This window comes from Pedobacter agri (genome assembly GCF_032678665.1).
Classification (GTDB): domain Bacteria; phylum Bacteroidota; class Bacteroidia; order Sphingobacteriales; family Sphingobacteriaceae; genus Pedobacter; species Pedobacter agri_A.
Genome location: NZ_JAVTSH010000007.1, coordinates 87,385 through 113,450, shown reverse-complemented (window position 1 = coordinate 113,450; position 26,066 = coordinate 87,385). Strand labels below are relative to the sequence as shown.

At 39.0% G+C, this 26,066-nt stretch carries 19 protein-coding genes; 13 read left to right on the top strand and 6 right to left on the bottom strand.

The window, feature by feature from the left end:
• Nucleotides 1-96 precede the first annotated feature (96 nt).
• The 7 genes from R2Q70_RS15325 to R2Q70_RS15295 all read left to right on the top strand — a co-directional run bounded on the left by R2Q70_RS15325 (nt 97) and on the right by R2Q70_RS15295 (nt 12,141).
• Nucleotides 97-1,980: an alpha-amylase family glycosyl hydrolase gene (locus tag R2Q70_RS15325; protein WP_316808435.1), complete on the top strand. Its 1,884-nt coding sequence runs from the start codon at nt 97-99 to the stop codon at nt 1,978-1,980.
• Nucleotides 1,981-2,107: 127 nt separating this feature from the next.
• Nucleotides 2,108-2,662 (top strand): RNA polymerase sigma factor, encoded by a 555-nt coding sequence (locus R2Q70_RS15320; RefSeq protein ID WP_316808434.1) that lies wholly within the window; start codon nt 2,108-2,110, stop codon nt 2,660-2,662.
• 188 nt (nt 2,663-2,850) lie between these two features.
• Nucleotides 2,851-3,912, top strand: a complete 1,062-nt coding sequence (locus tag R2Q70_RS15315) for a FecR family protein (RefSeq protein WP_316808433.1) — start codon at nt 2,851-2,853, stop codon at nt 3,910-3,912.
• A 117-nt stretch (nt 3,913-4,029) separates the two neighbouring features.
• A complete protein-coding gene (locus R2Q70_RS15310; protein ID WP_316808432.1) occupies nt 4,030-7,371 on the top strand; it encodes a SusC/RagA family TonB-linked outer membrane protein in 3,342 nt (1,113 codons plus the stop codon).
• A gap of 19 nt (nt 7,372-7,390) precedes the next feature.
• Nucleotides 7,391-8,971, top strand: a complete 1,581-nt coding sequence (locus R2Q70_RS15305; RefSeq protein ID WP_316808431.1) for a SusD/RagB family nutrient-binding outer membrane lipoprotein — start codon at nt 7,391-7,393, stop codon at nt 8,969-8,971.
• 128 nt (nt 8,972-9,099) lie between these two features.
• On the top strand, nt 9,100-10,659 hold the full coding sequence (locus R2Q70_RS15300; RefSeq protein WP_316808430.1) for a S10 family serine carboxypeptidase-like protein: 1,560 nt from the start codon (nt 9,100-9,102) through the stop codon (nt 10,657-10,659).
• Nucleotides 10,660-11,178: 519 nt separating this feature from the next.
• Complete coding sequence (locus tag R2Q70_RS15295) at nt 11,179-12,141, top strand: acetyl-CoA carboxylase carboxyltransferase subunit alpha (protein WP_316808429.1); 963 nt, start codon at nt 11,179-11,181, stop codon at nt 12,139-12,141.
• Nucleotides 12,142-12,666: 525 nt separating this feature from the next.
• Here R2Q70_RS15295 and R2Q70_RS15290 read toward each other — a convergent pair.
• Nucleotides 12,667-15,705: a DUF2723 domain-containing protein gene (locus R2Q70_RS15290; RefSeq protein ID WP_316808428.1), complete on the bottom strand. Its 3,039-nt coding sequence runs from the start codon at nt 15,703-15,705 to the stop codon at nt 12,667-12,669.
• Nucleotides 15,706-15,929: 224 nt separating this feature from the next.
• Entirely contained in the window at nt 15,930-18,956 is a 3,027-nt protein-coding gene (locus R2Q70_RS15285; RefSeq protein WP_316808427.1) for a protein O-mannosyl-transferase family, read from the bottom strand.
• Nucleotides 18,957-19,323: 367 nt separating this feature from the next.
• Between R2Q70_RS15285 and R2Q70_RS15280 the strand changes: the two genes are divergently transcribed.
• The 4 genes from R2Q70_RS15280 to R2Q70_RS15265 all read left to right on the top strand — a co-directional run bounded on the left by R2Q70_RS15280 (nt 19,324) and on the right by R2Q70_RS15265 (nt 22,099).
• Nucleotides 19,324-20,265 (top strand): ribose-phosphate pyrophosphokinase, encoded by a 942-nt coding sequence (locus tag R2Q70_RS15280; protein WP_010601960.1) that lies wholly within the window; start codon nt 19,324-19,326, stop codon nt 20,263-20,265.
• Between the two features lie 150 nt (nt 20,266-20,415).
• Nucleotides 20,416-21,000, top strand: a complete 585-nt coding sequence (locus R2Q70_RS15275; protein ID WP_316808426.1) for a 50S ribosomal protein L25/general stress protein Ctc — start codon at nt 20,416-20,418, stop codon at nt 20,998-21,000.
• A gap of 229 nt (nt 21,001-21,229) precedes the next feature.
• A complete protein-coding gene (pth, locus tag R2Q70_RS15270; RefSeq protein ID WP_316808425.1) occupies nt 21,230-21,790 on the top strand; it encodes an aminoacyl-tRNA hydrolase in 561 nt (186 codons plus the stop codon).
• Nucleotides 21,791-21,814: 24 nt separating this feature from the next.
• Nucleotides 21,815-22,099, top strand: coding sequence for a hypothetical protein (locus tag R2Q70_RS15265; RefSeq protein ID WP_316808424.1), 285 nt, complete (start codon nt 21,815-21,817; stop codon nt 22,097-22,099).
• Between the two features lie 124 nt (nt 22,100-22,223).
• Here R2Q70_RS15265 and R2Q70_RS15260 read toward each other — a convergent pair whose 3' ends face one another.
• Nucleotides 22,224-22,889, bottom strand: coding sequence for a tetratricopeptide repeat protein (locus R2Q70_RS15260; protein ID WP_316808423.1), 666 nt, complete (start codon nt 22,887-22,889; stop codon nt 22,224-22,226).
• 125 nt (nt 22,890-23,014) lie between these two features.
• Between R2Q70_RS15260 and recF the strand changes: the two genes are divergently transcribed.
• Together recF and R2Q70_RS15250 are read left to right on the top strand one after the other, a co-directional pair.
• Nucleotides 23,015-24,118, top strand: a complete 1,104-nt coding sequence (recF, locus tag R2Q70_RS15255) for a DNA replication/repair protein RecF (RefSeq protein ID WP_316808422.1) — start codon at nt 23,015-23,017, stop codon at nt 24,116-24,118.
• Complete coding sequence (locus tag R2Q70_RS15250; RefSeq protein WP_316808421.1) at nt 24,111-24,401, top strand: DUF721 domain-containing protein; 291 nt, start codon at nt 24,111-24,113, stop codon at nt 24,399-24,401. Before recF ends, R2Q70_RS15250 begins: the two co-directional genes overlap by 8 nt.
• 48 nt (nt 24,402-24,449) lie before the next feature.
• Here R2Q70_RS15250 and R2Q70_RS15245 read toward each other — a convergent pair whose 3' ends face one another.
• The 3 genes from R2Q70_RS15245 to R2Q70_RS15235 all read right to left on the bottom strand — a co-directional run bounded on the left by R2Q70_RS15245 (nt 24,450) and on the right by R2Q70_RS15235 (nt 26,036).
• The gene (locus tag R2Q70_RS15245) at nt 24,450-24,956 is read right to left on the bottom strand and encodes a hypothetical protein (protein ID WP_316808420.1); all 507 of its coding nucleotides are present in this window, start codon (nt 24,954-24,956) and stop codon (nt 24,450-24,452) included.
• Between the two features lie 75 nt (nt 24,957-25,031).
• Nucleotides 25,032-25,208, bottom strand: coding sequence for a hypothetical protein (locus tag R2Q70_RS15240; protein WP_010601953.1), 177 nt, complete (start codon nt 25,206-25,208; stop codon nt 25,032-25,034).
• A gap of 57 nt (nt 25,209-25,265) precedes the next feature.
• The gene (locus R2Q70_RS15235) at nt 25,266-26,036 is read right to left on the bottom strand and encodes an FKBP-type peptidyl-prolyl cis-trans isomerase (protein ID WP_316808419.1); all 771 of its coding nucleotides are present in this window, start codon (nt 26,034-26,036) and stop codon (nt 25,266-25,268) included.
• Between the last annotated feature and the right edge of the window lie 30 nt (nt 26,037-26,066).

Below are 26,066 nucleotides of genomic sequence, written 5' to 3'. Positions count from 1 at the left end.
TAAGACACGAAGTAAACAGAGTTGAATCTTTGGCTCTGTTCGCTCTGTGAAAACTCCGTGTGCTCAGTGGTAAAATCTCTTCCAATCCCTAACCAAATGAAAAAAATCATCTACCTATTGCTGCTCGTAGCAGCATTTAATACTTCCTGCAAAAAGTCTTCAACTGACGGCGGAACAGAAACACCCACAAACCCAACCACCGATTTACCTGTTGGTGCAAAAGATGGTGTGGCCTTTATCAATAACGGAACATCGGCCATAGTTACCCTTTATGCACCTGGAAAAAATTCGGTTTCTTTAATCGGAGAGTTTAACGATTGGTCGACAACGGCTTCGGTAATGAAGAAAACCAGCGATGGAAATACCTGGTGGGTTCAAATTAATAACCTAAATCCGAATACGGAATATGCTTATCAATTTTATGTTGATGGAAATTTAAAAGTTGCCGACCCTTATTCTGAGAAAGTCCTCGATCCGGATAATGATAAATACATTACTTCGAGTGTTTACCCAAACTTGAAAGCTTATCCAACGGGAAAAACTACAGGTATAGTGAGTGTAATGCAGGCAAACCAGCCAACCTACACCTGGAAAAACAATAGCTTTACTCGTCCGGAAAAAAATAACCTGGTGATTTATGAATTGCTTATTCGCGATTTTACCACAGAACATACTTATGCTTCAACCTTAGCAAAGCTTGATTATTTGGTAAATATGGGCATTAACGCCATTGAACTGATGCCCGTTAACGAATTCGAAGGAAATTTGAGCTGGGGTTACAATCCCTCATTTTATTTCGCTCCTGATAAATATTATGGGACTAAAACAGCTTTACAAAACTTCATCGATGAATGCCATGGAAGAGGAATTGCTGTAATTATGGATATGGTGTTAAATCATTCATTCGGTCAGTCGCCTATGGTACAACTGTATTTTGACGGGGCGAAACCAACCGCAAATAGTCCGTGGTTTAATGTTGATGCGAAACACCCTTTTAATGTAGGTTACGATTTTAATCATGAGAGCGCTGCCACTAAAAAATTCTCAAAAGATGTCATCAAATTCTGGATGCAGCAGTACAAAATTGATGGTTTCCGTTTCGATTTATCAAAAGGTTTTACGCAAACCCAATCTTCCGGAGATGATGTTTTTAGAAAATATGATGCAGGCAGGGTGGCCATCTGGAAAGACTACAACAACTATATTAAAAGTATCGATCCAAATAATTTTTATGTTATTCTGGAACATTTTGCTGAAGAATCAGAAGAAAAAGTATTGGCGGATGATGGCATGATGCTCTGGAACAATTTGAATTATAATATGAATGAGGCTACAATGGGTTGGTTAAGCAATTCTAATTTTCAGTGGGGATTTTCTGCAAATCATGGCTTTTCTAAATCAGAAAATTTAGTGAGTTATGGCGAGAGCCATGATGAAGAACGCTTGAACTTCAAAAACATCACTTATGGCAATGCATCTGGAAATTATACGATTAAAGGAAATTTAGCAACATCATTAAAAAGAGAAGAACTGGCAGCAGCATTTTTATTTGCTATTCCTGGGCCGAAAATGATTTGGCAATTTGGCGAGTTGGGCTATGAGGTAAACATCGATTTCAATGGCAGAACCGGCGAAAAACCAATAAGATGGGAATATTTTAACGAACCGAATCCAAAAGCGTTATATGATGTTTATTCAAAACTAATCAAGCTCAAAAGAAACAATTCAATTTTTAATACTACAAACCCAACCTATAATTTAACCAGTGGAGTTAAATACATCAAGCTGGTTGAAGGTGCAAATACTGTTGTAGTTGTAGGGAATTTTGATGTGGTGAGCCAACCTGCAAATATTGATTTTGGCACATCAGGAACTTGGGTTGATGCTTTTGGAAGTAGCGTAAACTTATCGTCAGGTACATATACTGCAAATTTGGCTCCTGGAGAATATCATGTGTTTAGCAAGGTCGCTTTAAAATAAAACTTACATGCTTCTGCGTTCGGCTGCAGATTGGAGGACTAATTTATAAAATCCTCTAATCTGCGGCTTTGTTGTTAATAATCTTGATGTTTTTAGTTAATATTGTTTTAACAACTAAACATCCTAAATGAAAGATAAATTGGCGCATCATTTGCTATGGGAAAGACTCCGTTCCGGTGATAAAGATGCGTTTTTTGATCTCTACAAGGAGCTTTACTACCCTTTGATCAATTTCGGTATCAGGGTTTGTGCTGATGCCGACACCTCGAGTGAAGCAACCGATTTGGTTTTTACCACGGTTTGGGAAAAACACGAAACGTTATCGAGAGTTGATAATGTTGAAGCTTACCTGCGAACTTTCCTTAAGCGTAAATTAATTCGAATCCTCGAGCGTAAGAAAAAATTAAACATCGCTTTAAATAACGCCGGTGCAGATGGCGATTGGATGGAAATGAGTTACGAAGAGTTTATTGTTAAAGTGCAAAGCGATGAATTGGTCAAACACCAACTCAAAAGTGCGCTGGAAAAACTAACCTTTCGACAAAAGCAGCTGATTCATTTAAAGTTTTTTGATGGTCTGAGTTATGAGCAAATCGCCGAACAAACCAGCCAAACTATAAAAACGGCATACAATACCATTTACGATGCGCTTAAAATATTAAGAAAAGAGTTCAATGCTTAATTTTGCCACTTGCTGTTCAAAGATTTCTCGGCTTCGCTCGAAATGACGGTCTTTAATCATTGCGTAAAATTTTATTTCCTTCCTCAAGGCCTCTGCAACGCATTTATTCCGTCATGTTAAAAAAAAGTTAAAATTTCCTTAGGAAAAAGTAAAGCTTTTTGGCACTGATATATAAAAGGCGAATTAGAATGGTTGATAGAAGTCAATTCAATGCAGAAGATTTTCTTGTCGATAGTACGTTTCAGCAGTATTGTGCTGGAACCGACAAACTTTGTATTGGATACTGGGAAAAGTACATACATGCACACCCCGAACAGAAGGAGATAATAGCAGAGGCTAAAAAACTATATGTGATTCTGAGTGGGAATAAACGTCAGTTAAATGGTCAGTTAGCGGATTTCAAAAAGAAGATGATTCCACAAGAAAAGGTTCTGAAACTGAAACGCTTTTTGTGGTTAAAAATTGCAGCAGCACTTATTTTAACGATTGGTTTATTTCTACTTTTTAAAAGCTACATCAACTTTAAGAAAAACGAGCCAACGCAAGAAGTATTTACCTGGGCAACAAAAAGTGGCGAGCGTAAAAAAATCAGGCTTCAGGACGGAACATCAGTTTTATTGAATGCAAAAAGCTCCTTATCCATCATCAAAGGATTTAACACAAAAACAAGAGAAGTGAATTTAACCGGAGAAGCTTTTTTTGATGTGGTTCATTGTAAAGATGTTCCTTTCAAAGTGCATACAAACGATTTTGAAATCAATGTATTGGGAACGGCTTTTAACGTTAAAGCTTATCCCGATGAAGTCACTTCCGAAGCGACCTTGATTCGCGGACTAATCACCATGGAAGCCGTAGATGGTAAAGGTGGAATAATAACTTTGAAACCCAGTCAGAAAGTTACGTTCTATAAAAAAGTGATTGCCACGAAAAAGACAAACTTGCGTAAACCATCGCTTCCAAGACCAGAGATTGCGATTAACCACTACACGCTAATTAAAGACAGTACAATTGTAGAAACAGCATGGACTAAGAATCGCATCGAAATCTACGACCAGGATTTTGATGAGATTAAAGACATTTTCGAAAAATGGTACAATGTGGAGATAAAATTTACCAATACCGCTGTAGAAAAATATCGTTTTACGGCAACATTTAGCAATGAAACAATAGAGCAGGCCCTTTCGGCTTTACAAGGTGTAGAAGATTTTAAATATGAGATAAAAGGAAAACAGGTAATCATCTCAAAATAGATAAGAAAGGACGGTGTTGGAGCACCGCCCTTTACATCTCTTTTTTGATTAATTAATGGCAGTTTATGCGCAAACAGATTGCTGCCAAGAACTTACGCAACCAAAAAAAACAAAAATATGATTAATTATTACTTACTGCAAGGGCATCCGCTACGCCGGAAGCTTTTAAAATTCATTATGCTAATGAAATTGGCCTGTATTATGGTTTTCATTACTTGCCTTAATGTTTCTGCATCGGTTTTTTCTCAGGAAAAGATATCACTCGATGTGAAGAAAACAAAACTGGGTAAGGTTTTACAAATTATTGAACAGCAAAGTAGCTATCATTTTGTTTATAGCGCTTCATACGTGCCAGTAAATAAAGACGTAAGCATCACTGTGACCAATACTTTGGTGACGGATGTTTTAGCTGCCATTCTAAACAGAACCAACCTGAAATATTCTGTTTCTGAAGGGGGATTAATCGTCATTAGCAGAAATAAAGAGGTGCCGATTACAGGCACAATTAAAGATGCACTGGGTGGTGCGCTTCCTGGCGCAAGCGTTCGTGTGAAAGGTACAGGTATCGGAACCTCAACGGATATTAATGGAAAATTCTCCCTGAATGCGCCCGAAAATGCCGTGTTGGTGGTTTCTTATGCAGGTTTTCAAACCAAAGAAGTTTCCATCGGTACTCAAACCACAATCAGCATTGTTCTGGTTGAAGATACCAAACAACTAACCGATGTGGTAGTTACGGCGTTAGGAATTAAAAAGGAAAGAAGAGCGCTTGGCTATTCTGTTACGCAGATTGGTGGTGAAACGCTGACCCAGGCCCGTGAAAATAACATCACCAATTCTTTGGTTGGTAAAGTTGCAGGTTTAGACATTGCCGGAACTTCTGGTGGTGCCGGTGCCGCAACCAACGTAACCATTCGTGGTGTTTCCAGTATGGGTCCATCGAGTCAGCCGCTTTATGTGGTAAATGGTATCCCAATGGAAAACGCTCCGGTAGGTTATAAAAGCACTATCGGTATTGGGAACAATGGTGGGCAATATGACAATGCACCAGATTTAGGCGATGCGATCAGTAACATCAATCCTGATGATATTGAAAGTATTTCGGTTTTAAAAGGTGCTGCAGCATCTGCACTTTATGGCAACAGGGCAAAAGCTGGTGTTATTTTAATTACCACCAAAAGTGGCAAAGGAAACAGCATAGAATTTAGCAGCAATTATGTTGCTGAACAGGTAATGGACAGAACCAACTGGCAATATGTTTATGGTCAGGGGGTAAATGGGCAAAAACCGGCCACACAACTGGCTGCCGCATCTACAGGGAGTTCGAGCTGGGGTGCACCCTTAGATGGATCGAATGTGATTCAGTTTGATGGCGTAAGCAGGCCATACACGGCTCAAAAAAATAATATCGAAGATTTTTACAGAACCGGTGGAAGCTGGACCAACACTTTGGCATTGAATAAATCTTTCACGGGTGGTGTAATTCGTTTGTCGGCAAGTGATTTAACCAACCGTTCTGTGGTGCCTAATTCGGGTTTGAACAGGCAGAATTTCACTTTATCAAGCACTTTTGATCCGATAAAAAATCTGGTGATTGATGCACGGGTAAATTATATTTTAGAGCAGGCTAAAAACCGTCCGATGTTATCTGATGGTGCAGGCAACGCCAATTACAATGCGGCTTTTTTACCAACCAGTGTAAACATTGCAACCTTACAGCCGGGCAAAAAGCCAGATGGAAATGAGCTTTCATACAATACCGGCAATCCGTATGCAACCAATCCCTGGTTCGCGGCAAATGATTTTATCCACGATACTAAGCGAGAACGTTTGTTAAGTTCGGTAAGTGCGAAATATACTTTCGATAACGGCTTATTTTTACAAGCCCGGGCAGGAAGAGATTCTTATAACGACAACTACATCGCCGTTACGCCTTCAGGTACAGCCTATGATGCTGATGGTGGTTATACCGAACAGAACAGTAAATTTTCTGATATCAATGTAGATGGTTTGATTGGTAAATCATTCAAAATTGATGACATCTCCATCACACCAAATATTGGCGCAAGTTACCGCAGAACACAAAGTGAAGGTGTAACCAACGGTGGTGCAAATTTTCAACTTTTTGGCATTTATACTTTGGCCAATACGGGTGGGAAATCAGTATCGGCATATAAACAGGATCAGGAAACACAATCTCTTTACGGAACTTTAGAAGTAACGTATAAGGATATTTTATATTTAACAGGAAGTGCAAGAAGTGATTGGTTTTCTACTTTGGCAACGCCTGGAAGAGATAATAAACTATATACAATCTATCCTGCTATTAGTGGATCATTTGTGTTTTCTGAATTATGGAAACCATCTTTTCTAAGCTTTGGTAAGTTAAGAGCTGGATACGCTGGCGTTGGCCAGGCTACTAATCCTTTCCAAACACAATTGTATTACAATTTGCGTAGCGAATCCATCAATAATAATCCGTTGGGTAACATTGTAAACGGCGCCATTCCCAATGCATCTTTATTCGCATCAAGTGCTACTGAGCTGGAAATTGGAACAGAATTGAGGTTTTTCGGAGATCGTTTGAATGTTGACTTTACCTGGTACAACAAAAATTCAAAGGATGAAATTATTGATGTACCAACCTCAACAACAACCGGTTATAATGGTGCGGTTTTGAATATTGGTAAACTGAGAAATCGTGGTTTCGAAGGTTTGATTTCTGGCGTAGTGCTGAAAAATCAGGATTTCAGCTGGACTTCCAGTATCAACGGATCGCGTAACGATAATATGGTAATCACCCTGGCTCCGGGTACTGCATCGCAACCTTTGGCCACTTCGAGAAGTAATGTTGGCTTCTTGCAAAACCTTGCCGGAAAACCAATTGCTCAGATTATGGCTTATGATTTCTTATACGACGGTAATGGAAATATCGTAAAGGATACTAATGGTGTACCACAACGCGGTGAATTAAAAGATTATGGCTCGGCTTACCACAAGTGGGCTGCCGGATGGAATAACGAATTTAGTTACAAAGGGGTTAACCTGTCATTTTTAATAGATGGTAAATGGGGCGGGAAAATTTTCTCTGCTACTGATTATTACGGTTATGTTTTCGGTTTACATCAGGCCACACTCGAAAATCGTGATCAATTGGGTGTTAATGCGGCAAATTACTACGGCACTTATGCGAACAATGTTTCAAAACAATTCGTACAGGATGCAAGCTTCATCAAATTCCGCCAGGTAATCCTTGGTTATAATTTCCCGGCTAAAATGTTTAACAACAAAATTAAAGGCTTAAACGTGAGTTTTGTTGGGCGTAACTTATTTATCCTGATGAAAAGAACGGATAACATCGATCCGGAATCGAGTTATAACGCTACTATTCCAGGGATGGAGTTGGGTGGTGTTCCACCGGTACGCACCTATGGTTTAAATTTAAGTGTTAAGTTATAATCCTTTAAAAGAATTGAAAATGAAAACGATCATAAAATTATACGTACCACTTTTATTATCAGGCCTAGCACTCATAACAGGTTGTACCAAAAACTTCGAAAAAATTAATACCGACCCTTTGTCGGTTAATCAGGAACAATATAACCCGAACTACTTACTTTCAACCGCTCAGTTAAATTACACCGGTAGTGTCGATTTTGCTTATGAAACCTGGCGTGGCAACTTGATCTATGCATCTACCATGATGCAAGGTATGTCATCCGTAATTGGTTATTGGGCTGGCGATAAATACATGTTAAACGAAGGTTACACTGCGGCCTACTGGGAAAAAGCTTATCCTGATCAGGTTAAATATGCAGCAGATTTAGTAGAGTTTACCAAAGGCAAAGCACAGTATAATAATGTACACCAGATTGGAAGAATCTGGAAAGCGTTGATTTTTCAACGGTTGACGGATTTGTATGGCGACGTTCCATATTTTGATGCCGGAAAAGGTTATTACAGCGGAAATCTTTATCCAAAATACGATGCACAACAAGCCATTTATACTGATTTGTTAAAAGAAGTAGATGAAGCCGGAACTGCACTGACTGTAGGTGGCGATGCCGTAACTGGTGACTTGGTTTATGCTGGCGATGTGAATAAATGGAAACGTTTTGCCGCAAGTTTAATGTTGCGCATGGCGATGAGGTTAACAAAAGCTGATGCTACTTTAGCACAAACCTATATCAACAAAGCAGTTGGAAAAACCATGACTGGCGATGCCGACAACGCTTTATTTAAACATGATGCAAATGGTGGTAGGGTAACGCAAAACAGAGCTGCCCAGGTTTTACTAGGCGATGGTGGTCAGGAGAATTATTATACCAGATGGAGCAATACATTTATCAATTACCTAAAAACAAACAACGACCCACGTTTAAGCAAGGTTGCGGTAACCAAATTGTATTTAACTGATGTAACGAAAGCTCAAAATCCTGCATTCGTAACCACAGCAGCTGTACAAAAGGGAATGCCGAACGGTAAAGATTTAAGCGGTATTGCAGGAAGAGATGTTCGTCAGGATGCTTCCTACACTGATTTTACTGATTACTCTTCACCAAATCCAGGCATGTTGAAAAGAGATGGCAATACCATTATTTTAACTTATGCCGAAACAGAATTGCTTTGGGCGGAGGCGGCACAACGTTTTAATATAGGTGGTTCGGCGGCAACACATTACAACGCCGGTGTAACTGCTGCAATGACTTACCTTTCTCAGTTTGATGCGAGTATGGCTGTAAGTGCAGGAGATGCGGCTGTCTACCTGGCTGCACACCCGTATGTTGCTGCAAATGGTTTAGAAATGATATCTACGCAGTACTGGGCACATACCATTACCATGCTTGATTTTTACGAAACCTGGTCGAACTGGAGAAGAACAGGTTTGCCAGCTTTGGTGCCTATTGTTTACCCAAATACAAATACTGGCGGCTCCATTCCACGCCGTTTTCCTTATCCGCTTATTGAAGGAGTATCTAATGCAGCAAATTACAAAGTTGCATCAGCTGCGGTTCCTGGCGGCGATAAATTGGTAGGAAAAGTTTGGTGGGATAAATAAGAGATTTATATCCATTGTAGAACCGGCATCAATTAAATTCGATGCCGGTTTTTTTATGCGTAACATTTCTAATGGGCGTTTTGATTAAAGCCAGTTTAATTTGATATTTATCCACCAAACTCAACTAAATGAAATTCAAACTTATACTAAGCACCATTTTGCTCACTGGCTTTTTTAGTCATGCACAACAAGCACCTAAAAGAAATCCGACAAAAGATGCCGCTGGTTCACCTCAGGCTATCGTAAAAGATGAACCAAAATCAACAGGAAATGAACGTGCCATTAAGGTAGAAAGCACGGTAATTACCAACCATTCCGTAAATGTAGATGGCAAAACTATTCCTTACAAAGCCACAACCGGTACACTGCCGGTTTGGGATGAAGATGGAAAACCAATTGCAGGCCTGTTTTATACTTATTATGAAAGAAGTGATGTTGCCAATCGCGATAAAAGACCTTTGGTTATTTCGTTTAACGGCGGACCAGGCTCAGCTTCAGTTTGGATGCACATTGCCTATACTGGGCCGGTAGTGTTAAATATTGATGATGAAGGTTATCCGGTTCAGCCTTATGGTTACAAAGAGAATCCATATTCTATCTTAGATGTGGCCGATATCGTTTACATCGATCCGGTAAACACCGGCTATTCACGTGCCGTGAGCAAAGATATTCCAACCAACAAATTTTTCGGTGTTCGGGCAGATATCAAGTATTTAGCCGAGTGGATTAATACTTTCGTTACGCGAAATAACCGCTGGGCGTCGCCGAAGTTTTTAATTGGCGAAAGCTATGGAACTACCCGTGTTTCGGGTTTGGCTTTAGAACTTCAAAATAACCAGTGGATGTATTTGAATGGTGTTGTGCTGGTTTCGCCGACAGAATTAGGCATTGAACGTGGTGGTCCGGTAGAAGCGGCTTTACGTTTGCCGTATTTTGCAGCAACGGCCTGGTACCACAAGTTGTTGCCTCAGGATTTACAATCGAAAGATTTAACGGCCATGTTGCCTGAAGTGGAAACTTTTACCATCAATGAACTGATCCCTGCCATTTCTCAGGGAAGCATGTTAAGTGCCGAAAAAAAGAAAGCCATTGCCGCTAAAATGGCCCGTTATTCTGGCTTGTCTGAAAAAACAATTATTGATTATAACCTGAATGTGCCTACTAATTTCTTCTGGAAAGAACTGATGCGGGATAAGGGATTTACCGTAGGCAGATTGGATTCCCGTTACCGCGGTATCGATAAAATGGGCGCAGGCGATGGACCGGACTACAACGCGGAGTTGACTTCGTGGCTGCATTCGTTTACGCCGGCCATAAACATGTACATCCGCAACGAACTCAACTACAAAACCGACCTCAAATACAACATGTTTGGCTCGGTTTATCCATGGGATCGGAGTGGCGATCAAACCGGTGATAATCTCCGCCAGGCGATGGCGCAGAACCCTTATTTACACTTGCTCGTACAATCGGGTTATTACGATGGTGCTTGCGATTACTTCAATGCCAAATACAGCATGTGGCAACTGGATGCTGCAGGGAAATTTCAGGATCGGATGAGCTGGGAAGGTTATCGCAGCGGGCACATGATGTATTTACGTAAAGAGGATTTGAAAAATTCTAACAATCACATTCGCGAGTTTATTAAAAAGGCTTTGCCAAAAGCAGGTGAGGCGGCCAAGTTTTAACCAGAATTTTTGAGGATAAATGGATTTTAGGAAGATTGAGGTTAAAATTAAATCAGTTTAAATCTGCGTTTATTTATCTGCGTAAATCTGCGGGAAAATCTTATAAAAACAATTTGGAGCGCAAGGGCAGTTCAACTATTTAAGTTCGTCCTGCTTTGCGCTTCAATCTTTTTAAACAGCTGTCATCCTGAGGCACGAAGGATCTCTTTCATCGGTTGCAGATCCTTCGTGCCTCAGGATGACAGTTTATTTAGGGCTGCTGCTACAAAAAGTATTTCCGCTGCAATCAGGGCTAAATTACTTTGGCTTTTTGCTGTAAACCGCAAATAGCAGAAATGGCCTGTGTAAGCTAAACCCGACCTGAGTGGAGGCCCACGATTCTTCATCGTGGCAGGAACGGGGGCGGGGCTACACCAACCTAAATGTGCTGTCAGTGCTTTCCAAAATCTACAAGAAAAAAAGCATTTATGATTACAAGCCTGCAAACTAAAAATAATTACTTATTTTTGTGGTTCAATTATGCAGCAAATAAAAACTTCATTCGATTTTGAGAAACCTATTGCCGACTTAGTTCAGCAAATAGAAAAGGTTAAACAAGTTGCCGACAAAACCAAGGTAGATATGTCTGCCACGTTAGACGAGCTTGATGGCAAATTAGAAGAAACCACCAACAATTTATATAAAAACTTAACGGGATGGAATAAGGTTCAAATGAGCCGCCACCCTGATCGTCCGCAAACGCTTGATTATATCAGCATGATTTGCGATGACTTTATCGAGCTACATGGCGATAGAACGGTTAAAGATGATAAGGCAATTGTAGGCGGTTTTGCTACGGTAAATGGTCAAACGGTGATGGTGATCGGTCATCAAAAGGGTAAAAATACCAAAGAGCGCCAGTTTCGCAATTTTGGTATGGCTAATCCGGAAGGTTACCGTAAAGCTCTGCGTTTGATGCGCCTTGCCGAAAAATTTAATAAACCTGTAATTTCTTTTATTGACACCATGGGTGCTTACCCTGGTTTAGAAGCTGAAGAACGCGGTCAGGGCGAAGCAATTGCCCGTAATTTATTAGAAATGTCAGTCCTTCGTGTGCCAATCATTTGTGTGGTTGTTGGCGAAGGTGCATCTGGCGGTGCCTTGGGTATAGGTATCGGCGATAAGGTTTATATGTTGGAACATACCTGGTATTCTGTTATTTCTCCTGAGTCTTGCTCTTCAATTTTATGGAGAAGCTGGGATTTCAAAGAGAAAGCTGCAGCATGCTTAAAGTTAACTTCTGATGATATGTTTGGCAACAAGCTGATCGACGGAATTATTCCTGAGCCGCTTGGGGGTGCGCATCAAGACCCGGAATTAATGGGCAAAACGTTAAAAGAATATATCGTGAAAGATTTGGCTGCTTTAGGCAAAATTAAAACGGATAAAATGATTGAGCAAAGAATTGAGAAATTCTGTGAGATGGGTGTTGTAAACGAATAATCATTAATTAAATAAATTTGGAATCCCGCCTGGCTTTGCCAGGCGGGATTTTTTGTTTTACAGGTTGTTCAAAATGCCCACGCTCGTTTCAAACGAGCGTGTAAATAGATGATCGTATTTTACGATAGAATCGTAAAGCTATTAATGCGCTCGTTAGAAACGAGCGCAAGCACAAAACGATTGCAAGCACTAATTTTTGTCTTTATGGTAAAATGCCCACATTCGTTTCAAACGAGCGTGTAAATAGATGATCGTATTTTACGATGGAATCGTAAGGCTATTAATGCGCTCGTTAGAAACGAGCGCAAGCACAAAACGATTGCAAGCACTAATTTTTGTCTTTATGGTAAAATGCCCACGCTCGTTTCAAACAAGCGTGTAAATAGACGATCGTATTTTACGATGGAATCGTAAGGCTATTAATGCGCATAAACCTCATAGGTTTTTAAAACCTATGAGGTTTGGGCAAAAAAAAAACAGCTTCAAATGAATGAAGCTGCTTTTAAAAATTTCTAAGCGCAATAATTACTGCGGCGCTTGTTGCGAATAGTAAGCAGAAAATTTAGCTTCTAAGCCAGAGAATGTCTTCTCTAATTGAGCGCTTACTTTATCTTGTCCACTTGCTTTAGCAATTCGAATCATTCTGTCTAAATAATATAAACCTGTTTGAATATTTTGCGATCCAGTTAAGCCTTTTGTAGCAGAAAGATCGGCAAGATAGGTTAACTCCTTATTGATGTAATCTCCAGACTGCGTTAAAATCTCATTGGCCCTGGCTGTTTCGCCAAGCTTATATAAGTTTTCTGCCATGTAGAATTTAACCACTACAGTACGGATGCCAAAGAATTTTTGAGGCATTACCGCATAATATTTTTCAACTACTTTTTTAGCCTCTGCGGTTTTACCTTCTTTAATTAAACTTCCCGTAAGGTTGCTGAAAATGTTAGTAAAAATGAACGTATCATCAGATGACTGTGGATCAAGGTATTTAGCCGTTTTCATATTGCCCCACTTAAATTTGTTCATTACATTATTATACAGCACTGGTGTGTTTAACTGTTCCGCTCTTTCTTCAGATGCAGTAGTATCTGGTTTCAAAGGCATTAAACGTAAAGCTAAACCTTCGTTGTATAAATATTTATCTAAACCGTTGTACTGGTCTGATGGAACTGTAGAAGCAAAATAAATCGGACGTTTCCAGTCGTTGTGTGCAAGGATATCAAGCATAGCTAAAGTCCCTTTAGTTACGTAACCTTTATTGAAAGTCCAGGTCATTTCAGGAACAATTTTCGATGCATCAGCTGCGCTAACTGTACCAGTGCTTAATACTTGCTGCGGGTTAATGGTGATTTTAAAGTTTTTAGTCGGCAGGAAGTTAGATTTTGTTCCATCCTGCATCATTACTTTATCGCCATCATTATCAGAAAGCAACAACTCAACAATATCTTTCAATTCAACTGTTCCGTCAATTTTCTGGTCAAAAGGCATCACGTCACGTTCGCCTTGAACATATTGCTCAGGTTTCATTGAAATTGGAAGCGGTTCTGATTCGTTTTGTTTCTTTTTCGCACCATTGATGTACCAATCTGTATCAAACAAACTCAGGTTCACAATGCGGATGTCCGGACGAACATTCTCCACTTCCTGAATGTACCACAATGGGTAGGTATCGTTATCACCGTAAGTGAATAAGATTGCATTCGGTGCGCAAGATTGTAAATAATCCAATGCAATATCATGAGGAACCATTTTGGTTGAGCGATCGTGATCGTCCCATCCTTGTTGTGCCATTATTACAGGAGCAGCCAATAAACCGATCACTGTGGCGGCCACAGCACCGTTGGTTGGTGACAATTTTTTAAACAACCATTCTTTAATGGCCAGTGCCCCGAGACCAATCCATATCGCAAAGGCATAAAACGATCCTACATAAGCATAGTCACGTTCACGTGGCTCCAAAGGTTTTTGATTCAGGTATAAAACAATGGCAATACCAGTGAAGAAAAACAATAAAGCCACTACACCTGCATCTTTTTGGTTGCGTTTAAAATGCCACAATGCACCAATGATTCCCATAATTAATGGTAAAAAGAAGAAGCGGTTGTAAGCATTATTGTCAACTGTTGATGGTGGTAAATTATCCTGATTTCCTCTCAACAATGCATCAATTGGTTTAATTCCACTAATCCATGTGCCTTCATGGCCACTTCCTTGCCCTTGTTCATCATTCTGGCGACCAGCAAAGTTCCACATGAAGTAGCGCATGTACATATAACCAATCTGGTAGCTGAACAAGAAACCAACATTATCAACCAGGTTAGGCACTTTGGCATCATCCAAACGCATCCATTCTTTGTAAAAGGCTGCATGTCTGGCGTCATCGCTATACATACGAGGCAATAAAGTATTGTTATTGTACTCGTAATCAGTTTTTACGCCAGCTTTCTCATATTTGTCGTTGCCTTTTCTCCAGATGGTTTTGCCACCTTCTTTAATGCCTGTACGTTCTGAATTATAGTTTGGACCATAACCTAAAGGCCTATCGCCGTATTGTTCACGGTTTAAGTAGCTTAAGAAAGAGAAAGCATCTTTTGGCGCACTGTTATTTAAGTTAGGGTCAGCTTTAGCCCTGATGATAATCATTGAGAACGAAGCATAACCAAAAATGATCAATACCGTAGAAATCAAACCCAGGTTTAATAATTTCTTTTGGTGTTTGATAGAATAACGAATTCCCCAAACCAATGCTGCGATTAACAAAATGGCAAAAAACAATACACCGGTTCCAAAGCCTAAACCTAGGGTGTTTACAAAGAATAAATCGAAGTAAGCGCCGAATGAAACCAAATACTGGATAATACCATATTGAATTACAGCCAGAATTAAAATGCCAACAACCAGGGTTTTTACAATTCCTGAAGTGGTTGCTTTGCCTGTTCTTTTAAAGTAATAGATGAACGCTAACGCTGGAATGGTTAATAAGTTTAATAAGTGAATACCAATTGATAAACCCATAATATAAGCGATAAATAGTAACCAGCAATCGGCTTTTGGTTCATCAGCATGCGCTTCCCATTTTAATATTGCCCAGAATACAATGGCAGTAAATAATGACGATTGGGCATAAACTTCAGATTCTACAGCAGAAAACCAAAAACTATCAGAAAATGTATAAGCCAGAGCACCTACGGCTCCAGCACCCATAATACTGATTAAGTTGCCGGTTGTTAATTGTTCGCCAGCTTTTACAATGGTTTTTTTAGCCAATGCAGTAATCGTCCAGAATAAAAATAAAATGGTTGCTGCACTTGAAATGGCCGAACCGATGTTCATCCAGTAAGCAATGCGGGTTAAATCTCCTGCGGCAAAAACCGAAAAGAAACGTTGGATCATCAAGAACAATGGTGCACCTGGCTGGTGTACTACCTGCATTCTAAATGCTGACGCGATAAATTCTCCGCAATCCCAGAAACTTGCTGATGGCTCAAGGGTTAAAACGTAAGTTATTGTGGCAATTAAAAAGCAGATCCAGCCTACTATGTTATTGACTTTTGAATAATTCATTGGTTTATTTAATGATATTAAAAACTGTTTTCACATAAAAATGCTGCCGAAATTAACTATTCTAGTCGATAAAACAGGTAAATTTTTGGATTGATTTAACAATATTTAACGGCTTCAGTGCATTTTGATGAAGCATTTTCACACCTTTCAGGCCTGGTTAAAATTAAAAAACCCATAAACAGAATCTGAAATGCTGTTTATGGGTTATATTGATGTGCTTTAATTTAGCTTGTAGCAAATGGCGTAAAGCGATTAATCAATTCATTATACTGATTTTCTATTTTTTTACTAAGCTGATGCTGCTTAAATGTTTGGGTTAGCTTTACCATCTGTGCCAGATAAGTCAGGTAAATACGAACATTTTGTTCTGATGCCAATTGATTTTTACTCTCCGATACATCGGCTAAATAAGTTAGCTCTTTATTGATGTGCTCCGCAGTTTTACTGATCATTGCGTTTGCCCGGTTTAAATCGTTTAAGCGATAAAGGCTTTCTGTAACATAAAAAGTGCTCACCACTTGGCGCATCGTATAAAAACGGTTTGGAATCACCTGGAAATATTTATTCATCAATTCTTTTCCTTCATTAATCTTCCCTTCGTCGATTAATTTTGTTAACAAGCCGCCGAACATGTTCGACACATAAGTTACGTCATCTGCCGATTGTCTGTCGAGGTGATTGGCGTTTCTAATATTTCCGTACGCATACACTTTCATCAAATTGTTGAACATGGGTTTCGGATTAATCAATTCCTCATTTTCTGATGCAGCGCTATCTGGTTTTAACGGAAGTAATCTTTTGTTCAGGCCTTCTGTATAAAGATATTTATCGAGGCCTACATATTGATCTTTCGGCATGGCACTCGTAAAATAAATCGGCCGTTCCCAATTGTTGTGTGTTAAAATATCAAACAAAGCCAGGGTGCCTTTACCAACATAGTTCCCGGCATAAGTCCATTCCATGCTGTTGGCAATTTTGCCTGCATCTTCTTTAGGAACGGTTCCGGTATCTAAAACCTGCTTAGGGTTTACCGTTAATTTTAGGTTTTTAGTTGGCAGGATATTATACTTCGAGCCATCACTCATGGTTGCTTTATCCTGATCGTTTTCAGAAAGCAGCACCTCCAGAATATCTTTCAGCTCAACATGCTGAGCGATTTTAAAATCCTGGTAATACATCACATCTCTGGTGCCCGCCACATATTGTTCAGGTTTAATGGTTAGCGGCAAAGGCTCAGATTGATTTTGCTTCTTTTTCATGCCGTCGATGTACCAATCGGCAGTAAATAAACTTAAATTCACTACGCGAACATCCGGACGAACATTCTCAACCTCCTGAGCATACCAAACAGGATAAGTATCGTTATCGCCATAAGTGAAAAGAATGGCGTTTGGAGCGCAAGATTCGAGATAATTTACAGCCATATCATGCGCCACATGACTGTCAGAACGATCATGATCATCCCAGCCCTGACTTGCCATTAAAACTGGAACGGCTAAAACTGCCATCAACGAAGCAAAAATACTCGCCTTTGCGGGAGAGAATTTCTGAAAAATCCAGTCTTTCAGTCCGAAAACACCTAAGCCTATCCAAATGGCGAAAGCATAAAATGAACCCACGTAAGCATAATCTCTTTCGCGGGGTTCGATGGGAACAGAGTTCAGGTAAATCACAATCGCCACGCCAGTAAACACGAACAAAAGTCCAATAATACCGGCATCTTTTTGATTACGTTTGAAATGCCAGATGGCACCGATCAAACCTATAATCAATGGTAAAAAGAAGAAACGGTTATAAGCTTTGTTTTCAGTAATGGAAGGCGGCAAGTTGGTCTGGCTCCCCAGCCTTAATGCATCAATTGGTTTAATGCCGCTTAACCAGGCCCCGTTGCGACCGCCCAATTGCCCGTCTTCATTATCTTGCCTGCCTACAAAATTCCACATAAAGTAACGCATGTACATTTGTCCGGTTTGAAAAGAGAACATGTAACTTAGGTTGTCACTCAAAGTTGGTTTGTGTGCATCATCAAAACCCATGTAATTTTTGTAAAAATTAATATGTTCTGGTTTATCGCTGTACATTCTTGGCGCCAGGGTTTTATCAGCAAATATGTATTCTGATTTGCTTCCTGCTGATTCATATTTATCTTTTCCTTTTCTGTAAAGTTGCCCGGTTTCTTTAATATCTATTTTTTCTGAGTTATAGTTTTCTCCATAAAGTAACGGACGATCTCCATATTGAGAACGGTTTACGTAGCTTAAGAAATTAAAGGCGTTTTCAGGATCGGTATTGTTTAAATTGGGTTTTGCATGTGCCCGAATAATTAACACTGCGAAAGAGCTATAGCCAAAAATGAGAAGTGCTGTAAACAACATGATTAAATTCAGCCCTTTTTTATGCTTACGGATGGAATAAAGTACGCCATAAACCAATGCTCCAATAACCAAAACGGCGAAGAACAAAATTCCGGAACCGAAACCTAAGCCGATGGTGTTTACAAAAAAGTAATCAAAGCTCGCTGCGAAAGAAATCATATATTGGATAATGCCAAACTGAACAAATGCCAGCGCCAAAATAGAGATCATGAAAACTTTGAACACACTTTTCCAATTTGGATTTGGATTCTTTTTGAAATAATAAACGAAGATTAAAGCGGGGATAGCCAATAAGTTTAACAGATGCACACCAATTGAAAGCCCCATAATGTAAGCCACAAAAAGCAACCAACGGTCTGCCTTTGGTTCATCTGCTGTAGATTCCCACTTAAGTATTCCCCAGAAAACAATTGCGGTACAAAGAGATGACATCGCATATACTTCTGCCTCAACAGCCGAAAACCAAAAACTATCAGAGAAAACATAGGCCAATGCACCAACCAAACCGGCACCAATAATACTGATGATTTGAGCAGTCGTAATTTCTTCTGCTTTTTTGATGATGGTTTTCTTGGCTAAAGCAGTAATGGTCCAGAATAGGAAAAGAATGGTTCCGGCGCTGGCCAAGGCCGATGAAATATTCATAAAATAAGCAATCATATTTTTATCGCCCAGGGCCAAGGTAGAAAATAGCCGCTGAATCATCGAAACGATAGGCGCACCGGGCTGATGAACCACCTGCATCCGGAAAGCAGAAGCAATAAATTCGCCACAATCCCAAAAACTTACTGATTGATCTAAAGTGAGAATATAGGTGATTGCAGCGATACAAAAGCACAGCCAACCCGTGATGGTGTTAATTTTTGAATAATTCATAGTAAAATTTAGTCTTTGATAATAAATGATTTAAGTGGTTCTCACTTAAAAAAGTCGTATAAAAAAATAAAATGTTGCATCCGATATGATGATTTTTTTATCTTTGCAACGCAATAAAGGAAGGGCAGGAAGAAATTTAAAATATTTTAAAAACACTCTTGCAAAATTAAAATAAGCTTCCTACATTTGCATTCCCTTTCGAGGATACGTTCTCGGAAAAGATTGTCCGATAGTATAAGGGTAGTACAACGGTTTTTGGTACCGTTTGTCTTGGTTCGAATCCAGGTCGGACAACGAAAATTTAATGTCGGATCGTGTTTGTAAAATGACATGATCCGATTTTTTTTAACCGTAAACTACACGGATCATGCCATTGCAGTTTAACCCGGTAAAGTTATTTTCCGGAACAGGTTCTAGAGGACTATCACTAAAAATTGCTGAAAGTTACGGCAAACCCCTTGGTGATGTAACCATTCACAAATTCAGTGATGGTGAATTTCAACCCTCTTTTGATGAATCGATACGTGGCTGCGATGTTTTTTTAATCCAATCTACTTATCAGCCCAGCGATAATTTAATGGAACTTTTGTTAATGGTTGATGCTGCTAAAAGGGCATCTGCACATTATATTACGGCTGTTGTTCCTTATTATGGTTTGGCCCGTCAGGATAGAAAGGATAAACCGCGTGTAGCAATCGGGGCTAAACTGGTAGCTAATTTATTGAAATCTGCAGGTATTCACCGCATCATGACGATGGATTTGCATGCCGCTCAGATTCAAGGTTTCTTTGATATCCCGGTAGATCACTTAGATGGATCGGTAATCTTTGTTCCTTATATCAAAAGCTTAAATCTGCCAAATTTAACCATTGCATCGCCTGATATGGGTGGTTCATACCGGGCCCGTACTTTTGCAAAGTTTTTCAATGCTGAAGTGATTATCTGCGATAAACGCCGTAAACGTGCCAATGAAATCGAATCAATGTCGATTATTGGAGATGTAACCGGACAGGATGTAGTGTTGATTGATGATATCTGCGATACCGCAGGAACTCTATCAAAAGCTGCAGCCTTGATTATGGAAAATGGTGCTGCAAGTGTAAGAGCGGTTTGTACGCATGCCGTATTATCTGGTAAAGCTGTAGAAACGGTAGAAAATTCAGTTTTAACGGAATTAATCGTAACCGATACGATTCCATTAAGAGTGGAGAGCGAAAAAATAAGGGTGCTAAGCACAGCAAGTTTATTTGCAAGGGCAATTGCCAATGTAAATGAACACGGTTCGATTAGTGACTTGTTTAGGGTTTAGAGATAAGCGTTTTGCGATTAGCGTTTTATAACGCCAAACGCCATCCGCTAATCAAAATAAGAGTTTAAAAAGTTGAAAGTAAAAGGTATATGACTTAAGTCTTAATACTCGATACTAAATACTTACTACTAATAAATAAATATAAATAAAATGAAAACAATCGCAATTAGCGGTTCTCCAAGAGAGAACGTAGGGAAACGCGATGCCAAGGAACTTCGTTACGAAGGTAAGGTTCCGGCGGTATTGTATGGTGGAAAAGAGCAACAACACTTAGCTGTAGTTATTGCTGATTTAAGAGATGTTATTTATACCCCGGAAGTAAATTTTGTGGAAATTGATGTTAACGGTACTAAAACTAAAGCAATCGTTAAAGATACTCAATACCACCCACTTACTGACGTGTTAATGCACATCGATTTTCTTCAGTTATTCGACGAGAAAGAAATCGTGATGGAAATTCCGGTTAAATTAACAGGAACTTCTCCAGGTGTTAAAATGGGGGGTAAATTAATTCAGAAATTACGTAAACTTCGCGTTAAAGCTTTACCAGCTAACATGCCACAAAACGTTGAAGTAAGCTTAGAGAAATTAGAAGTAGGTAGTTTATTCCGCGTTCGCGACCTTAAAGTTGACGGATTCGTAATCACTAACACTCCTGAAGATACTATCGTTTCTGTTGCAATGTCTAGAGCATTAAAACAAGCAGAAACTGAAGCTGCTAAAGGTAAAAAATAATCAGAATTTTCTTGATTATACAGAGAACGGCTCGAATTTATTCGAGCCGTTTTTTTTGATCAGGATTATTCGGGATTTGAGGGTTTTAAGGATTCATGCTGTTTGTTTTGCTTTCAATAATCCATTTTCCATTAAACATTCGCAATTGCCTGTTCTCCATCTTCCATCGCACATCAAACATCTTCCATTTATCCTTGGTCTTTCCGCTTTTAGCTTTTACCTTTGCGCCATGAAATATCTTATCGTTGGCTTGGGTAATATAGGCCCGGATTATGCACATACCCGTCATAACATAGGTTTTGATATTGCCGATCAACTTGTTAAAGAGTTGAATGGAAGCTTCGATAACATTCGTTTAGCCTATTATGCTGAGGTGAGTTTTAAAGGAAAAAAACTTCACGTAATTAAACCCACAACTTTCATGAATCTAAGTGGTAAGGCTGTAAATTACTGGATGAAGGAACTAAAAATTGCGCCGGAAAATGTTTTGGTAATTGTTGATGATCTTGCCTTGCCACTTGGCAAATTGCGATTAAAACTTCAGGGCTCCAGCGCCGGGCACAATGGTTTAAAAAGTATAGAAGAGGTTTGCGGTGGGCAAAATTATGCCCGTTTACGTTTTGGAATTGGCAGCGATTATCCAAAAGGCCGTCAGGTAGATTTTGTTTTAGGTTTATTTGATAAGGATGAACAGCTGGAGCTTCCAGCCTTGATCGATAAAAGTGTAGATTTGATTAAGAGTTATGTAACTGTCGGGCCGGCGCACACCATGACCGCTTTCAATAAATAATCTAAGATCATCAAAAAAACGCTTATGACTTTTGCTGAATTCAAAGAATCCTTAAAATTAGATCAGCCAAAGCCAAATTTGTCTGTTCCATTAAAGGCACTTTGGTATGATGGCAAAGGAGAGTGGGACAATGCTCACAATGAAGTCGATCATTTAAACGATGTTTCCTCTTCGCGTATTCATGCCTATTTACATCGAAAAGAAGGCGATAGCTGGAATGCGGATTATTGGTACAGGAAAGCTAAAGAAGTTCGTCCGGAGGTTTCTTTGGAAGAAGAGTGGGAGATGTTGGTAACCAGATTTCTGTAAAGCATTCTAGGTACAAACGTTTTCAGTTTCTTTGTTGATTTGAATCTAAAAAAGAACAAATATCTCACACAAAAAAAGAGACTACCTTTCGATGATCTCTTCATTATATTGTATAAGTTAATGATTATTTAACTTGTTCTTCAGCTCTTGCGATATACGAATCAATCATTTGCGCCTCTGCACTTTCAGGGTATTGCGTTTTGATTTTAGTGTAAGCCTCAACCGCACCTTTAAAATCTTTTTGATTTTCTGCAACCAAACCTAATTTTTTAAGGAACATTGGAGAAGTAAATTTGCTTGCTTTATCAGAAGCTTTCTTGTAATAAGTTGAAGCTTGTTTGTAATCTTTCAATTCACTGTAAGCATCACCCAATAAACCTAAAGCTAAAGGATCTGCAACCGGGCTACCAGTAGCGCTATATTTACTTAATGATTCCACTGCTTGTTTGTAGTCGCCTTTACGTAAATAAATTCCGCCCAAATATAAATTTGCTAAGTTAGCCGATTTTGTATTGTCGTATTCTTTAGCAATTTGCTCCAAACCAGGGTAACCGCCTTCGCCTTTAATTGCTTTATTAGATAAAGAATCTACACCGATATATTGCTCTGCTTTAAACATTTTGCTTGCAGCTTCTTCGGCACGACCTTTCAAGTACACATTTTGATACCAAAAATATACACCAATTAATAAAACCACAGCACCTGCTATAAATAGTAAGCTCTTGTTATTTTCCTGTAAGAATGAACCTTTTTTAGTAGGTTGAATTGTCTGGTTATCTGTTGTAGACATGTTTGTTTAAAAAATTTAAGATTGCAAAAATACATTTTTCAATCAAAGAATCAATCTTTATTTTGAAGTATTTAATTAAACATTAGTTATTTAGAGGGTAAAAAACGGTAAATTGCGCCATATTTATGTGGTTAAAGAATATTACGCTTCTAAATTTCAAAAACTATAATGATGCTGATATCCAGTTTTCGGATACGGTAAACGTTTTTACGGGTGATAATGGATCTGGCAAAACAAATATGCTCGACGCGATTCATTACCTCTGCCTTTGTAAAAGCTATTTCAACCCGATTGATGGCCAGCAAATAAAAGCAGGGCAGGAAATTTTTATGATTCAGGGCGATTTTGACCGAAGCAATAAAAATGAAAAAATCTCATGTGGAGTAAAGCGTAATCAAAAAAAACAGTTTAAACGCAATAAAAAGGAATACGATAAACTTGCAGATCATATCGGATTATTTCCTGTTGTAATGGTTTCTCCTTATGATGTGAATTTGATTATGGAAGGGAGCGAGGAGCGCAGGAAGTTTATTGACAACGTCATTTCTCAAACCGATTCACACTATCTCGATCAGCTCATCTCGTACAACAGAATTCTGCTCAACAGAAATGCATTGCTAAAACAAATTGCCATAACGCGGAAATATGATCCTACGCTGCTGGAGATTTTGGATGAGCAGCTGGTTTTAGCGGGGAATAAGATATTTGCTACCCGAAAGGCTTTTATGGATGAGTTTATTCCACTGTTTAACCAATATTATACTTACCTTACCGAAAACAAAGAAACCGTTGAGTTGAATTATCAATCTCAATTGAATGAAGCTGCTTTTGGTGAGCTTTTGCAAAAGTCGGTTGAAAAAGACCGGGTTCTGGAACGTACCACCACTGGAATCCATAAAGATGAACTGGCCTTTGTAATTAGCGGCATGCCGTTAAAGAAGTTTGGATCGCAAGGTCAGCAGAAATCTTTTTTAATTGCGTTGAAGATAGCACAATATGCCTATCTCGCTAAAAACAAAGGATTCAAACCCTTGCTGCTGCTTGATGATATATTTGATAAATTGGATGATAGCCGTGTTCAGAAGTTAATGCAAATGGTATCTCATCACGATTTCGGACAAATATTTATTACCGATACAGGCAAAGAAAGAGTGAAATCTATTTTTGAAAAAATAGAAGTTGATGTAACTTTGTTTGAAGTAGAAGAGGGACAAATAAAAAATGCGTAAACCGAATGATATTACCATGAAAGATGCCGTGAGCAAAATGCTTGACGTGTATCGCTTACGCCGTAAATTCGATGAAACCTCTATTCTGGCGGTGTGGCCTGAAATTATGGGAACCGCTATTGCCAACAGAACAACTCAACTTTACATTCATGATAAAAAACTTTTTATCAGAATTGAATCTTCGGTGATTAAAAACGAACTGGTAATGGTTCGTCAAGGGATTATTCAAAAACTAAATGAACATGCCGGGAGCGAAGTAATAACTGAAATGGTATTTTTATAAGTTTGATAGTTGACGAATCCCGGTGTTGTTAGGATAAGTGCAAGACCATCAAAATTCATACATATGACTTCCCAGTAAATTTTCAATTGCACATTTCGCGTTTGATAGGATATTGTGAGGAAAAAATGCTTCTTCAGGTAATCCGAACGATTTGAAACCATACTGATCCAGAAACTTTTGGGTATGCACATGATAGGCTGTCAAAAAATCGATAAGCGACAATATATCTACATCATAACCCTCATTTTCAAGGTTAAACTGGCAGGAACTTTTGTATGACATCAATATGTCTCCAGCACCTTCTGCTACGGTAGATGAACCTACAACTAAGAGCTCATTTGGTCCATCGGCGAAGAATATTTCTTCTTCATAATCCCCATCTCCAACAGTGTGAAGAATTTCAAATGTGATGATCATGGTTTTCTGTGAATCAATCACTTTACAATCAAAATCAAATCCGTAAGAACTGCTGTGGCTACTGTGGCTTTGGGCTAAAAACGATTTATTAAAAATGTATTCTTTGACTGTAATGGGTTCGAGATTGAAAATTTTCATGATCACAAGATAAAAAAAAGGGTTGATAGTGATTAGTTATCAACCCTTTTGATGGGATTTAATTCTTAGGCCAGATTAACTTCTTCCACCGCCGAATATTTTGGCTAAAATCCAGATGAGTAGTGCAACCACCACTACAACTATAATGATACCAGACCAAATGCCGGCTTTAAATATACCTCCAACAAGTTCACAACTGCTTAAGGTAGTGCATAAAAATGCGATTAGTGCTATAGGTAGTATCTTTTTCATATGATGTTAAATTATGTATATGCTAACATCAAAGCGTAAAGAAAGTTTTGATTAAGGCTATTTGCCATTAACTTTTAACAGTTCAACCTCAAAAATTAAAGCACTATATGGTGGGATATCAGCACCAGCACCACGTTCGCCATAAGCTAAATTGTACGGAATGAAGAACTTATATTTTGAACCTGCTGGCATTAATTGTACACCTTCAGTCCATCCTGCTATAACCCTGTTTAATGGGAAACTGATTGGTTCGCCTCTGTCATACGAGCTATCAAATTGTTTGCCGTTCAATAAAGTTCCTTTGTAATGAACCAAAACTGAATCGGTAGCCGTTGGTTTTACGCCAGTTCCGGCAGTTAAAACCTCGTATTGTAAACCACTGGCTGTAGTTTGTACGCCAGCACGTTTTTTGTTTTCTGCTAAGAAATCTTGTCCTTCTTTTATCATGGGTGCAAATTTAATTTTGTTTGCTTCTGCTTCAGCTTTATTTTTTACAGCTGATGCTTTCGTAATGGCTTCGTTAATGCATTGTTGAGCCTGTTCCTGAGTTAAAACTACTTTGCCGCCGGTAAATGCGTCTTTCAATCCCTTTAATAAAACGTCGTAATTTAAGGTAGATAAACCGGTAGATTTTAAGCCTGATCCGATCGAGGTTCCGAAAGCATAACTGGTAGAATCAAGGCCTGATCTCAGCCCTGTAATAACCGTAGTTGTTTTAGTAGTGGTAACTGTTTTTTTGGCAACAGGTTTTTTAGCAGCAGTTTTAGTTTGTGCAGTTGCTGCAACAGCGATACCAGAAACGCATACCGCTAATAAAAATTTCTTCATTGTGTTTCGTGTTGTGATTATTTCCAACGT

Coding starts and splice junctions, on each gene's coding strand:
- R2Q70_RS15265 (WP_316808424.1), top strand. CDS start 21,815: ATGACTTTTGCTGAATTCAAAGAATCCTTAAAATTAGATCAGCCAAAG.
- R2Q70_RS15245 (WP_316808420.1), bottom strand. CDS start 24,956: ATGAAAATTTTCAATCTCGAACCCATTACAGTCAAAGAATACATTTTT.
- R2Q70_RS15315 (WP_316808433.1), top strand. CDS start 2,851: ATGGTTGATAGAAGTCAATTCAATGCAGAAGATTTTCTTGTCGATAGT.
- R2Q70_RS15305 (WP_316808431.1), top strand. CDS start 7,391: ATGAAAACGATCATAAAATTATACGTACCACTTTTATTATCAGGCCTA.
- R2Q70_RS15280 (WP_010601960.1), top strand. CDS start 19,324: ATGCCATTGCAGTTTAACCCGGTAAAGTTATTTTCCGGAACAGGTTCT.
- pth (WP_316808425.1), top strand. CDS start 21,230: ATGAAATATCTTATCGTTGGCTTGGGTAATATAGGCCCGGATTATGCA.
- R2Q70_RS15260 (WP_316808423.1), bottom strand. CDS start 22,889: ATGTCTACAACAGATAACCAGACAATTCAACCTACTAAAAAAGGTTCA.
- R2Q70_RS15275 (WP_316808426.1), top strand. CDS start 20,416: ATGAAAACAATCGCAATTAGCGGTTCTCCAAGAGAGAACGTAGGGAAA.
- R2Q70_RS15235 (WP_316808419.1), bottom strand. CDS start 26,036: ATGAAGAAATTTTTATTAGCGGTATGCGTTTCTGGTATCGCTGTTGCA.
- R2Q70_RS15320 (WP_316808434.1), top strand. CDS start 2,108: ATGAAAGATAAATTGGCGCATCATTTGCTATGGGAAAGACTCCGTTCC.
- R2Q70_RS15310 (WP_316808432.1), top strand. CDS start 4,030: ATGATTAATTATTACTTACTGCAAGGGCATCCGCTACGCCGGAAGCTT.
- R2Q70_RS15250 (WP_316808421.1), top strand. CDS start 24,111: ATGCGTAAACCGAATGATATTACCATGAAAGATGCCGTGAGCAAAATG.
- R2Q70_RS15325 (WP_316808435.1), top strand. CDS start 97: ATGAAAAAAATCATCTACCTATTGCTGCTCGTAGCAGCATTTAATACT.
- recF (WP_316808422.1), top strand. CDS start 23,015: ATGTGGTTAAAGAATATTACGCTTCTAAATTTCAAAAACTATAATGAT.
- R2Q70_RS15285 (WP_316808427.1), bottom strand. CDS start 18,956: ATGAATTATTCAAAAATTAACACCATCACGGGTTGGCTGTGCTTTTGT.
- R2Q70_RS15240 (WP_010601953.1), bottom strand. CDS start 25,208: ATGAAAAAGATACTACCTATAGCACTAATCGCATTTTTATGCACTACC.
- R2Q70_RS15300 (WP_316808430.1), top strand. CDS start 9,100: ATGAAATTCAAACTTATACTAAGCACCATTTTGCTCACTGGCTTTTTT.
- R2Q70_RS15295 (WP_316808429.1), top strand. CDS start 11,179: ATGCAGCAAATAAAAACTTCATTCGATTTTGAGAAACCTATTGCCGAC.
- R2Q70_RS15290 (WP_316808428.1), bottom strand. CDS start 15,705: ATGAATTATTCAAAAGTCAATAACATAGTAGGCTGGATCTGCTTTTTA.